Consider the following 12600-nt stretch of genomic DNA (forward strand, 5'->3'; position numbering starts at 1 on the left):
CCACCCAATAGGTTTTCTTAGATAAGTTTGCGGAAATGAAATCATTTTTTATTTCCGTAATCCTTATTGCTGCCGGCCTGGGTTTCAGCTCCTGGGGTTTCTTTGCCCACCAGCGAATTAACCGCCTGGCTGTTTTTACGTTGCCCAAAGGCATCAGCCGTTTTTATAAATCCAACATCCGGTATCTCTCCGAGCATGCGGTTGACCCGGATAAGCGGCGGTATGCCGATACTTCTGAAGCTGCCCGGCACTATCTTGACGCGGAACTTTATGAACAGGATATAGACAGTATTCCTGAAAGATGGAATGATGCCGTGCTCAGATACGGCACTCCGAAATTAAATAAAGATGGGATTTTACCCTGGCAGATTCAACGGAGCTATTACAACCTGGTTCAGGCCTTTAAGAACAGGGACTCTCTGAAGATATTAATCCATTCTGCCTATCTTGGTCATTACCTGGCGGATGCACATGTGCCGCTCCATACCACTAAGAATCATAACGGACAGTTGACCAACCAGGTTGGCATTCACGCTTTCTGGGAAAGCCGTCTGCCTGAATTATTTTCAAGAGATTACAATTTTCTGGTTGGAAAGGCCTTATATATAGAAAACCCTTTACGCGAGGCCTGGAAGATCGTTAAACACAGCCACAGCCTGGTAGATTCTGTTTTAAACTGTGAAGCCGCGTTAAACCTGACATTTAAAGCCCATAAAAAATACAGTTTTTCAAAGCGGAACGGACTTGTGATGAGGCAATATGCTGATGAATATACAAAGGCTTACCAGAACCTGATGAACGGCATGGTAGAACGTCAGATGCGTTCTTCTATATTGGCCATTGGTTCTTTCTGGTACACGGCATGGGTTGATGCCGGTCAGCCTGATCTGGAACACCTCGTGAAAACCGGATTAAGCAGTTCAGAAGAAAGGTCTGTTAGCGAAGCTGAATACAATTACAAGCAAGGAAAGATTATTGGACGTGAAAACTAGGTTAGCCAGTTAAGCGAAGCCAATGTTATTTATCGTAAAGAATTTCCAGAAACCTTTTAGCGCGCGCATTGAGCGCATTGAGCACGTTGAAGAACGTGAAGAGCTCTCAAGAGAGAATGTCTGAGAACGTCTGAGAACGTTTGAGAACGTTTGAGCGCATTAAAGAGCACTTAAGAACGCGTTTAACGCATCTCTCAGAAACCCGGCTAAACTTCTTCTGCGACTTCTTTTTCTGTGATAACTTCTTTCTTTTTGAACCTGGAGCGTACTGCGGCAAAGATTGCCGGAAAGAAGGTAACTACTGCAATGACAACAATTACGACATCAAAGTTCTTTTTAACTACCGGGATCTGACCTAATAAATATCCGGCCATTAACAAGCTGGTGATCCAGGCTACTCCGCCAATGATGTTAAACAGGGTAAACCTGCCAAAAGGCATTTTTGCAACACCTGCAACGAATGGGGCTATTGTTCTGAAGATGGGCAGAAAGCGGCTAAAGATGATGGCTTTACCACCGTGTTTTTCAAAGAATACATGTGATTGGTTATAATATTCCAGCTTTAGGATCCGGTTCTTTTCTTTAAAGACCTTAACCCCGAAAAAGCTGCCCAGTTTATAATTTAAGGAGTTGCCCAATATGGCTGCAACGATCAGCAGAATGAGCATTGCCCAGATGTTCAGGCCAGTATTGTTTCCTGCTATTAACGTTCCCATCGCAAACAATAAAGAATCTCCGGGTAAGAATGGCGTTACTACAAAACCTGTTTCGGCAAAAATAATAAGGAAAAGAATCGCGTACGTCCAGTTTTGATAATCTCTGATAATTTCTTCAAGATGTTTATCAATATGAAGAAGAAAGTCTATTAAAAAAGTAAAAAATTCCAAGTTCTATAAGTTAAGCCCAAAAGTAAAAATATCATGGCAATAACCATGATATTTTTAAACTTAGAATTGTAAAATTAATTCTGAATGATCGTGTGACCTGTTAATTCTGTTGCTGCAGCCCCATCCACCCAGATGGTATATATTTTACCTGCAACGATTCCAGAATTAACCTCTGGAGCATTGGTTACACCTGCTGCTGCCAATGTAAATTTAGTTCCCGGATCAACCGAATAATAAGGAGATACCACTGCAAAGCCCAAACCTGTAAACAGTTGTGCGCCACCGCTGATGCTTGCACTTAGATTTGTTGTACCTAAAAAATTGTTCAGGTGTACAAATCTAACCTTCGCTTTACCGGCGTCTGGAGCTGTCATATCATCAGGGATCAATCCTGCACTATGTCCGCTTGTTGCATTGTTAAAATAAAATAAAGTAAGGTTAGAAGAGATATCAATCCCATAGGAAGAAATGGCATTGGCTGTGGACGTTACTCCTGCATCTGTTACTGCAAACTCGTTGTTTCCGGATGTGATGGTAACATATCCTGATGATGCACTATAAGGCAGTGAAGTTGTACTTTTCAATGCACCATTTACATAGAAGTCCTGAGGCCCTGAAGTTAATGAGGCATTTACAAATTTGACCCTTGCTTCTCCTGTTGGTACCGGATCTGGTTCTTTTAAGCATGAGCTAAGCAGAACAAGCATTCCTAAACCTAAAAAAAATGATTTTTTCATAACAAGTATTTTTGACGTTAATAATTGGATTAAAACAATGATGGCTTGGTCAAAAACCAAGCCATCATTGTAATTAAAGAACTTAATTATAGTTATTTAACATAACCGGCATGACCAGCATGAGTACATCTTCGTTTTCATCGTTTGTTTGCGGGATCAATAATCCTGCCCGATTTGGTGTTGAAAGTTCTAAAGTGACCTCTTCACCACTCAGGTTGCTCAGCATCTCAATTAAGAAGCGGGCATTGAATCCAATTTCAAGATCTTCACCTTCATATTGGCAGCTCAGGCGCTCATGTGCTTCATTGGCGAAATCAAGATCTTCTGAAGAGATATTCAATTCACTTCCATTGATCTTTAAGCGCACCTGGTGTGTTGTTTTATTGGCAAATATGACTACCCTGCGCAAGGTATTTAAGAATAAAGCACGGTCAATTACGAGTTTATTTGGGTTATTGGCAGGTATCACTGCTTCATAATCCGGATAACGCTCATCAATTAAACGACAAACCAGGTTGATATTCTCAAACTTAAAAAAGGCACTGGTTGCGTTATAATCTACAGAAACGTTTACATCTGTAGACGGTAAGGCGGCCTTTAAAAGTGTTAATGCCTTTTTTGGAAGGATAAAAGAAGATGATTTGTCTGCTTTGCTATCCATACGTCTGTACCGTACCAGTTTATGTGCGTCTGTAGCTACAAAGGTAATGTGCTGGTCGGAAAGCTGGCAGAATACACCGGTCATAGCCGGGCGCAGCTCATCGTTACTTACTGCAAAAATGGTTTTTGTAATTGCTTCTGTTAATACGGAAGCGGGTAAGTTTACGGACGAGGCGTTTTCAACTACCGGAATTTTAGGAAAATCATCTCCGTTCTCTCCGCTTAATTTATATTTACCATCACCTGCACTAATCTCAATAGAGAATGAACTATCGTCTATATTGAACGAAATAGGCTGATCTGGCAATGTTTTTAAAGTGTCTAATAGAATTCGTGCAGGCACGGCAACTTTTCCGCCTTCTTTAGATTCAACTGGTAAAGAAGTAGTCATGCTGGTCTGCAAATCTGTTGCAGATATGGTTAAACTTCCATCTTTAATTTCAAACAGGAAATTTTCCAATATAGGTAGAACGGTGCTGCTGCTTGAGGCGCCATTTACGGTTTGCAAATGTTTTAATAGCGTTGATGTGGATACAATAAATCTCATAATATGATCTTGTCAGTTCTCAAAAATATAAAAATTACCTCGCATACTTACGCTTGCGGTAATAATGTTGAAAAATTGCAAACAATATTAACAATGTGATGGGCAAAAGGACATTGATTAACTGCCAATATAGCTTATCGGCATGTAAAACAGCTTTATCCAACAACCTGATCTTTACCTCTTTATTTCTTAGAGAGATGAGGTTATTGTCGTTAGAAAGATAATCTGCAATATTTAACAGCAACGTCTTATTGCCATATGTTCTTTGGGTATACCGGTCAAAACCCAATGGGAAAGCGGATCCATCCCTGTTGCTTACCTGATTTTTAAACACATCTCCATCTCCGATCACGACCATTTTAGTGGGCTTGCCCTGTGCCGGTAAGGGATAAGCTTCGGCTATGCCTGCCGGAACAGACCGGTTTAAAAATACGGACGGAAAACTGCCTTCCAGCAATACCCCAACGGTTTGGGGCACACTTGCATATTCCTTCGGATTGGGCTGCTCGGCTACCATTTGCAGGCTCAATAATTTAGGTGTATTGTGAACTTTGTTGAATGCCGAACTTTGCAGGATTATTTTTTTAGATACTCCTTTAACGCCAATGGTGTCTACGGTACTTGCAAATTCGCTACGGATCCCGTCTATATTCTTAACCAGGTTATTTACCTTATCAGGCATCAGCAATGGATAGTATACCCATGGGGCCATTTGAATTTGCCCCTGCCCGCCTCCCATGGCCAATGGGATCTCTATACAGTTTGCATCTGCAATCAGATTGTAATTGATCCGTGCTCCATACATGAATAACTGATCATCCAGGTTCAGTTTATTGTTAAAAGCGAGCTGCTCTCCCCTTTTACCCATGCTGTCCAGATCTGCATTAACCTGGTCAATACTCCAAACGACCTTACCACCATTCATTACAAAGTAATTGATCTTATATTTTTCAGCTTCAGTAAATTCTTTTTGCGGTTTTGCAATGATCAGCACGTTTAGTTTATCCAGGCCGGCTTTAGTGATGTCGTTTAAATTTACACGGCCAACTTCATAACTATCGGACAGGCTATTGATGGCATCACTTAGGAATACATCCGACAGCTCCCCATTTCCTTCTGTGAAACCGATGCGCGGATGCTGGCCGCTAAGCACTTTTTGAATGGCCGATGTAAATAAATATTCCAGGTTTTGTATGGAATTATTGATGTTTTCTTCATAATTACCATCTGCATCCAGATTTTGAAGGAGCTTAACGGGAAATTGGTTTCCGTTTGCATCCACCATCGCCATCGGAAATATCGTTTTCTGAGCAAAGCCATTGTCATTTTTGATATTTAGCGTTGTGGGCTCGATCCCAGCCTGGTATAGGTTATTGAGTACCGTATCCTGCTCTGATGCAGAGAGACCGGAAATGGGGTCTACAAATATGACTTTAAAACTTGTACCGTAATATGCTTTATAATCTGTTAGTAAGTCTTTGGTTGCATTTCTCAGGCGTTTAAACGCAGCTGGAAGGTCTCCTTCCAAAAACACCGTTATGGTGATGGGTTTATTTCCTTCTTTTAAAATGGATTTCGATTTATCGGTTAATGTGAACCGCTTTTCTTTTGTGAAATCTATCCGCGTATAGATAAACTGACCGGCTATATTAACTGCAGCCAGTATGAGCAGAAAAAGCAGCAGGCGAATGGCAGGATTCTGTTGTAGCTTTACCATTTCCGGCCTCCTATTACTTGCCTGGTGACTGCAAGGAACACCAATATAAATGTGATGAAATAGATCAGGTCACGGGTATCTAAGACCCCTCTGCTGATGGATTGGTAATGCTCGTTAACACTAAGGCCTATTAGCATACTTTCCAGGTATTGTAATGCAAAGATCTTACTCATGGCATCAAACCCATTGTATACAATGAAGCAGATGAATACGGCTATTGCGAACGCAATGACCTGATTTTTAGTTACTGCAGATGCAAATATGCCCACTGCAACAAATGAACTTCCCAATAATAACAACCCGATATAAGAGCCAATAACTGCGCCGGTATCAATATTACCTTCTGGCAAACCGAGTTTAAAGACCGAATAATAATAGATGAGGGTTGGGATCAATGCAAAAAGAACCAGTACAAAACAGGCTAAATATTTAGCCAGGATGATCTGCCAGTCTGTTAAAGGACGCGTTGCCAGTAATACATAGGTCCCTTCCCTTCTTTCTTCGGCAAACGACCGCATGGTAATGGCAGGAATGAGGAACATGAACAGAAAAGGGGCCAGATTAAAAAAACCGGTCAGTTCAGCATAACCATATTCCAATATGGAAGTATCTGGAAAAAACCAAAGTAATAGTCCGGATGCCAATAGAAAGACACCAATGGTGATATAGGCCATCAGGGAATTTAGCAGACTGAATAGTTCACGTTTAAAAACGGCGTACATGCATTTGAGTTAATGATGCCGAAGTTAAAAATATAGTTTAAACTATGAAAGGCTTGGGAATTTAAAAATTAAAACCTGCTCTTAGTCCGATGAAGGACATGTTATTGTTTCCTGACCAGTTTTCGTACCGTGCGGATAAATCTATACTTCCGGAATTGGATACCGGAAACTCAAAGCCCAGGTTGGGCGCATAGGCAAAACCTGTTCCCTTGCCATTTCCATTTGCCGTAGAAATGGAAGCACCCAATTCACCTGCTGCAAAGAATTTACCGGTTACATATAACCTTAGCCCTGCTTTAATGGGTACAAAGCCCTGGCGATATTTAATATTTGCAAATACGGGATCGCCGTTAAATCTAAGGTAACCAACATTTACAGTCAGATTTAATGCTTTAGCCAATGGATGCTGATAAAGCAGGGATGCCCCGGCCCCATAATTCGGATTGTTCTTAGAATTATTTTGAGGAAAGGCAAAGTCTGCCCCTATCCCCAGGCGCGGCCCATTTGTTACCGGACCTGTTTGGGCATTCACGGCTGATACCGATAAAAAAAATAAAAGTATGGTTACGAAGGATAAGTTTCTCACGCTTTAAAATTTATATACAGCGATATTATAAAATAATAGTGAAGTAAGAAAGAATAATGATGTTTTTAATGAAAGAATCTAATTGTGGATAGGTCAGGAAAGATTTGGAATGGTAAACCAAAATGAACTTCCCTGGCCAATTTTGCTATCTGCTCCAATCTGGCCACCGTGCTTATAGATAATTTGGGAACAGATATAAAGCCCCAGTCCCAGCCCTGAATATTGGACTCCACTACTGTCAACACGATAATACCGGTCAAAGATATAGGGTAGTTTTTCTGTAGGAATACCCGGCCCCTGATCAATCACTGAAACTTTGGTATACGTTTCTTTTTTTTCTATTAAGACCTTAATTTCTTTTGAATTCGGTGCGTATTTAGCAGCATTGCTGATAAAGTTTACGATTACCTGTTCTACTTTGTGTTCATCTGCAAAAACGGCAGCTTCTAACTCACCACTAACCGTTAGTTTAAAAGTTCCGTCTGACAATACATCATGGCAGCAATCATGTATCAGATCATGCATGTTAAACCAGGACTTTTTGAGATGCAGCTGTCCTTCGGTCATTTTTGTGGCGTTTAACAGATCTTCTATCAGCACACTCATCTTGTTCATGCTCTTGTTTGCCTGTGAAATCAGCTTTGGGATCATGACTATAGCATTTGAACGGTCTTTTAATCTTTCCATTAATTGCAATGATGCTTTTAATGAAGTTACGGGAGTTCTAAGCTCATGACTGGCTACGCTGATGAAATCGTCTTTCTGCTGAATTGCTTTCCGGCGGTTGGTTACATCCATAAAGGTTCCGATACCAGCAATGATGTTTCCTTCTGCATCTTTAATGGGTGCTGCGTTAACGGATATGTAAAACCGCTCACCTTCAGGTGGCTGAATGGATATTTCATAGTCATAGACTGGTTTACCCGACCTCATGGCTTTCCAAACCGGATAATGTTCTAATGGTAGTTTTTCTCCATTAACCCATTGAAACTCCCAATTGGAGTCGATGTATTCGTTTTCATTAGACTCACTTTCGACAATGCCCATAATTTTTTGCGCCATTGGGTTGGCGTAGGCGAGCTTATAATCAAGATCTTTAATGATGACCCCTTCGGCCATGGTTTCCAGTATTTGAGATAAGCGTTCCTGATTACTGCGCAGGCTTTGCTCAACCGCAACTTTTTCGGCGATGGTTATGGTTAAAGCCTTTGTTCTTTCTGCTACTGTATTTTCTAAGGTTGCATTTAAGTAGTTGGCTGTTCTTTGCGCTTCTTCCAGCTGTTCATTCTTTTTTTGTAAGAGCCGTTCGGTATCTTTCTGGGCAGACAAGTCTGTGATGATCACGCTTAAAGAAAGCCCGTCACTAAGTTCCAGCTTTTTTAATGACAGCAGGACAGGAACAATACTTCCGTTGGTGCTAAAAAGTTCAAGCTCTACTTTGGTTTGGTTGTTCCAGGCATTAAACATGATCTCGTTCCACTTTAACAGATCCATTGGAAGGATAAACCGGTCAAAAGGATGGGCAATGATTTTTTCGAGCGGCAGATCTATTATTGATGCGAAGCTGGAATTGGTATATAATATTAAACCTTCCTTATTAAGGGTTACCGCTCCTTCAGACATCTGTTCAATAAAAATACGGAAGGAATGGTCGGCAGATTTTAATGTAAAAATAGAATGACCGTCATCTCCTTTTAAAATGAGTGCATCAATTTCGCCTGATTTAATGGCATCTAATGTATCATTTGCTTCTTCAAGCCTGTATTCTGTCTCCTCTAGTAACTTTAACAGCTCTTCTTTGGATTTTTCTGTGTTCAATGCGGCTGCCATTATTTTATACTGAGTCCTCTTAGCACTTTAGCTGTATCAGACATGTCTCCAATTAATTTTCTATTTGGTGCGGGAAACTTTTTAACGAGCATTGGAACTGCAGTTATATCCTCGCTTAGGGCAATCAAAGGTTGTTGATGTATATCGATAACCTCCAGTTCATATCTTCCCTCCAAATGCTCAGTAAGGATTGATTTTAAATTATTAATTGCACGGATAGATAGAGATGAAGCACCCGCTACAAACAGGCGCAGCTGGTATACAGAATCTTCATTTGTATTCCAGTTGTTATAATCTTCACCATTCTCAATTACCATATCAACCTAATTGGGTTATTTTAGGTCGAATATTTAATCCTACCAATACTTTCTCTTCGTTAGACAAATCGCCGATGATCTTTCGTACAGGTTCCGGCACTTTTTTAACTAAAGTTGGTACAGCAAATATTTGATCTCCCTCTGCAAGCTGTGGATTTTCCAACAGGTCAATTACCTCTATAACATACTGATCCTTTAAATGTTCTTCACAATATTTTTTTAAGTTGTTCAGCGCATTTACGGATTTAGTTGTTTTGCCTGCTACATAAAGCCTAAGCTCATAAATCTCTTTCATCTTACCTTTTAAAATTTTCATTTTCAGAACCGGAGGGCCTGCTGCGTAAATTTTTCATTTGCTCGCGGGTCTGCAGGATCACTTCGTTTTTAATTTTTTCTTCTGTATAAATTTTGTTCAACTCTTCTTCTGTCGATTCAAATTCAGTCCTTAGGCTATCAATCTTGCTTTCCAGCACTTTTCGCTTGCGCTCCAGTTCCCGGTCTTTTCGATCCAACGCATTTGTATGCAGCTTCTGACCGGTTTGTTCTTCCAGTTTATGTGCTTCTCTTGCAGAACCTGTTAAAATACCTTCCGGGCCGAGATACACATCCAGTAAACTCAATCCTTCTTCACCGATTACGAATTCACGTACCTGGTTTGAGTGCTTCATACCGCGTGATTTCATTACATACAATCCTTTGTTACGCTCACCATTCATTTCAATATCTTTAATCAGCAGCCAGGCATCAACAAGAGAAGATACCCCTTCATCCGTCTGCTCATTGATAATATTATTTAGCGTAAGTGCGGTAAACATGACCGTAATCTGTTCTACCTGTAGGAAGTCTATCAATCTTACCAGCATGGCTTTTACTTCACTTACTGATCCAATGGTAATTAAATTGGTAATGGGATCAAGAACGACCACTTGCGGCTTAAACTTTTTAATTGCCTTATGAATGGCCACCAGGTGCATTTCCAAACCATATAGCGTTGGTCTTGAGGCATAAAAACTTAACAAGCCAGCGTCTACATGGCTTTGCAGATTCATGCCTATAGATCCCATATTCCTAATGATTTGCTGAGGTGATTCTTCAAATCCAAAAAACAAACATCTTTCTCCGTTCAGGCAGGCCTGGTTCACAAAGCTTGCTGCGATACTTGTTTTTCCTGTTCCTGCTGTTCCTGACGCTAAAATACTGCTTCCGCGATAGTATCCGCCTCTACTAAACATTTCATCTAATGCGGTAATGCCTGTAGGAATACATTCGGATGAAACCGGCTTATCCAATAGCAAAGAGGTAACCGGCAATACCGAGATCCCTTCTTCATCAATTAGAAACGGGTATTCATTGGTACCATGTACGGTACCGCGATATTTGATGATCCTGAGTCTTCTGGTTGATATCTGATTAATGATCCGGTGATCCAGCAGGATCACACAATCAGAAACATACTCTTCGAGTCCTTGCCTGGTTAGTGTTTTTTCGCCGGTTTCACCGGTAATAATTGCGGTAACCCCTTTTTCTTTTAACCATCCGAAGAGGCGGCGCAATTCAGCACGTAATATTCCTAAATCTGTTAATCCCGCAAAGAGGTTTTCTATGGTATCTAATACTACGCGTTTTGCTCCAATACTATCTATTGCATATCCAAGTCTAATGAAAAGCCCTTCCAGGTCATATTCTCCGGTTTCTTCAATTTCACTTCGGTCGATATGTACATAGTCTATTTTTATTTTCTTTTCTTTTTGAAGTTCAGCAAGATTAAATCCAAGAGATGCCACATTCATTGTAAGTTCCTGAGGCTTTTCTTCAAAAGCCATAAAAACACCTGGCTCGCCATATTCCTGGGCTCCGCGGACTAAGAATTCTAAAGAAAATAATGTTTTCCCACATCCGGTGCCTCCACATATTAAGGTAGGCCTGCCTGTGGGCAATCCGCCGAGTGTAATTTCATCCAGACCAGTAATGCCTGTTAAAGTTTTTGGTAATGTCGCTAAATGATTATCAGAATTTTGTTGCGACGGTAGTGTTGATGACATAGAATATTGGTAATGTAATGGAAAGATAAAAATATTTATCTGAATCCACATAGAAGATTTACAACTATAAGTTGTTTAAGTTTTAATCTTTTATATTTAAACGATTTACGCTACATAACACATTTACAAATTATTTTGTTTTAAAAATGGCGCATATGCTAAAGCATAAAAAAACAGGCTACCTGATGTTGAGATAGCCTGTTCAAAAACTTTAGTTTTACAAACCGAAGTTGTATGCTAACCTAAGGCCGATAAACCTGGATGTTCCGTTATTTGACCAGGCTTCGTAACGTGCGCCAAGGTCAACGGTTCCTTTATCTGCTACAGGGAACTCAACGCCAATATGTGGCGTATAAATAAATGCAGTTTCAGAATTATCTCCGGTACCAAATGCAGCACCCAATTCACCGCCTGCATAGAAGTTCTCTGCCAGGAAATACCTTGCACCCAACTTAACCGGGATTACACCATAATCTTCAAAGGGAAGGCCATCTTCTGGGGTAAAGTTTAAATATCCAGCTGTTGCTAAGAAGTTAAGCTTATTTGCAATTGGCATCTGGTATTGTAACGAACCACCATATCCCATTTTATATATTTCTCCAAAATTACCTGTTGGAAATGCAAATTCTGCACCTATACCAATTTTAGATCCGCCCATTGCCGGGTCTGATGTTTGAGCGTTAACATTTGAAATTCCAAAAAAACCTGCGATAGCTGCTGCTAAGAATAACTTTTTCATCTTGTCAAAAATTAAAATGTATAATTAATTATATAAATTTTATCTCTCCGACGCAAAAATTTTGCCAGTTATATAACCGATTAGACCCGAATAGTTTACGCTGTCAGTTTTCTGAATATTTCTTCTAATGAAGACAGATTATGTTCCTTTTTAAGATCGTTTATAGATGAATTTGCAACGATACTACCTTTATTGATCACGATGACCTCATCGCACATGGCTTCCACTTCCTGCATAATGTGCGTGGAAAAGATCACAGTCTTATTCTTTCCAAGCTCTTTGATCAGTGCCCTGATGTCTGTTAACTGGTTGGGATCCAGTCCTGATGTAGGCTCATCCAGGATAAGGACCTGTGGATCATGAATGATGGCCTGCGCCAAACCTACACGCTGTTTATACCCTTTTGAGAGCATGGAAATCTTCTTATGCTGCTCTACTGACAGGCCTACCCGCTCTATGGTTTCTTTTACTTTAAGTTCCGGCTGATCCAGCTTGTAAGTATTTGCAACAAACAATAAGAATTCCTTTACATACATATCTGTATATAATGGCGTGTGCTCCGGCAGGTAACCAATAACCCTTTTCAGTTCCAGGCTTTGTGTTTGGGTATCAAAACCACATAGCTCTGCTGAACCTGATGTTGGCTTTAGATAGCCGGTAAGCATTTTCATGGTCGTGGATTTGCCGGCCCCATTCGGGCCTAAAAAACCAAGTATCTTTCCTGGCCTTGCTTCAAAGCTTATTCCATCCACCGCATGCTGCCTGCCATAGTGTTTAGCTAAATCTTTTACCGTAATGCTCAATTTATTTATATTCTAGGTTTG

The 12600-nt window shown here is 40.4% G+C and carries 13 protein-coding genes; 1 reads left to right on the forward strand and 12 read right to left on the reverse strand.

The window, feature by feature from the left end; all coding sequences use genetic code 11:
- Positions 1-35 precede the first annotated feature (35 nt).
- The gene (locus tag ATK78_RS14915) at positions 36-992 is read left to right on the forward strand and encodes a zinc dependent phospholipase C family protein (RefSeq protein WP_133576908.1); all 957 of its coding nucleotides are present in this window, start codon (positions 36-38) and stop codon (positions 990-992) included.
- A gap of 206 nt (positions 993-1198) precedes the next feature.
- On the opposite strand, the gene ATK78_RS14920 is transcribed toward ATK78_RS14915, so the two are convergent.
- The 12 genes from ATK78_RS14920 to ATK78_RS14975 all read right to left on the reverse strand — a co-directional run bounded on the left by ATK78_RS14920 (position 1199) and on the right by ATK78_RS14975 (position 12579).
- A complete protein-coding gene (locus tag ATK78_RS14920; protein ID WP_133576909.1) occupies positions 1199-1879 on the reverse strand; it encodes a DedA family protein in 681 nt (226 codons plus the stop codon).
- Positions 1880-1953: 74 nt separating this feature from the next.
- The gene (locus ATK78_RS14925) at positions 1954-2616 is read right to left on the reverse strand and encodes a DUF4397 domain-containing protein (RefSeq protein ID WP_133576910.1); all 663 of its coding nucleotides are present in this window, start codon (positions 2614-2616) and stop codon (positions 1954-1956) included.
- Positions 2617-2698: 82 nt separating this feature from the next.
- Complete coding sequence (gene dnaN, locus ATK78_RS14930; RefSeq protein ID WP_133576911.1) at positions 2699-3823, reverse strand: DNA polymerase III subunit beta; 1125 nt, start codon at positions 3821-3823, stop codon at positions 2699-2701.
- A gap of 34 nt (positions 3824-3857) precedes the next feature.
- Positions 3858-5540 (reverse strand): gliding motility-associated ABC transporter substrate-binding protein GldG, encoded by a 1683-nt coding sequence (gene gldG, locus ATK78_RS14935; RefSeq protein ID WP_133576912.1) that lies wholly within the window; start codon positions 5538-5540, stop codon positions 3858-3860.
- Positions 5534-6262 carry a gliding motility-associated ABC transporter permease subunit GldF gene (gene gldF / locus ATK78_RS14940; RefSeq protein WP_133576913.1) on the reverse strand — a complete coding sequence of 243 codons (729 nt, stop codon included), beginning with the start codon at positions 6260-6262 and terminating at the stop codon, positions 5534-5536. Before gldF ends, gldG begins: the two co-directional genes overlap by 7 nt.
- Before the next feature lie 61 nt (positions 6263-6323).
- Entirely contained in the window at positions 6324-6848 is a 525-nt protein-coding gene (locus tag ATK78_RS14945) for a hypothetical protein (RefSeq protein WP_133576914.1), read from the reverse strand.
- A 93-nt stretch (positions 6849-6941) separates the two neighbouring features.
- Entirely contained in the window at positions 6942-8678 is a 1737-nt protein-coding gene (locus tag ATK78_RS14950) for a PAS domain-containing sensor histidine kinase (protein ID WP_133576915.1), read from the reverse strand.
- Positions 8678-8995, reverse strand: a complete 318-nt coding sequence (locus tag ATK78_RS14955; RefSeq protein ID WP_133576916.1) for a circadian clock KaiB family protein — start codon at positions 8993-8995, stop codon at positions 8678-8680. Before ATK78_RS14955 ends, ATK78_RS14950 begins: the two co-directional genes overlap by 1 nt.
- Position 8996: 1 nt before the next feature.
- The gene (locus ATK78_RS14960; protein ID WP_133576917.1) at positions 8997-9290 is read right to left on the reverse strand and encodes a circadian clock KaiB family protein; all 294 of its coding nucleotides are present in this window, start codon (positions 9288-9290) and stop codon (positions 8997-8999) included.
- Between the two features lies 1 nt (position 9291).
- Entirely contained in the window at positions 9292-11037 is a 1746-nt protein-coding gene (gene kaiC, locus ATK78_RS14965) for a circadian clock protein KaiC (protein ID WP_133576918.1), read from the reverse strand.
- Positions 11038-11254: 217 nt separating this feature from the next.
- Positions 11255-11776 carry a hypothetical protein gene (locus ATK78_RS14970; RefSeq protein ID WP_133576919.1) on the reverse strand — a complete coding sequence of 174 codons (522 nt, stop codon included), beginning with the start codon at positions 11774-11776 and terminating at the stop codon, positions 11255-11257.
- 95 nt (positions 11777-11871) lie between these two features.
- Positions 11872-12579 carry an ATP-binding cassette domain-containing protein gene (locus ATK78_RS14975; RefSeq protein WP_133576920.1) on the reverse strand — a complete coding sequence of 236 codons (708 nt, stop codon included), beginning with the start codon at positions 12577-12579 and terminating at the stop codon, positions 11872-11874.
- Positions 12580-12600: the final 21 nt, after the last annotated feature.

Origin of the sequence: Pedobacter metabolipauper (genome assembly GCF_004362715.1) — a bacterium.
Classification (GTDB): Bacteria; Bacteroidota; Bacteroidia; order Sphingobacteriales; family Sphingobacteriaceae; genus Pedobacter; species Pedobacter metabolipauper.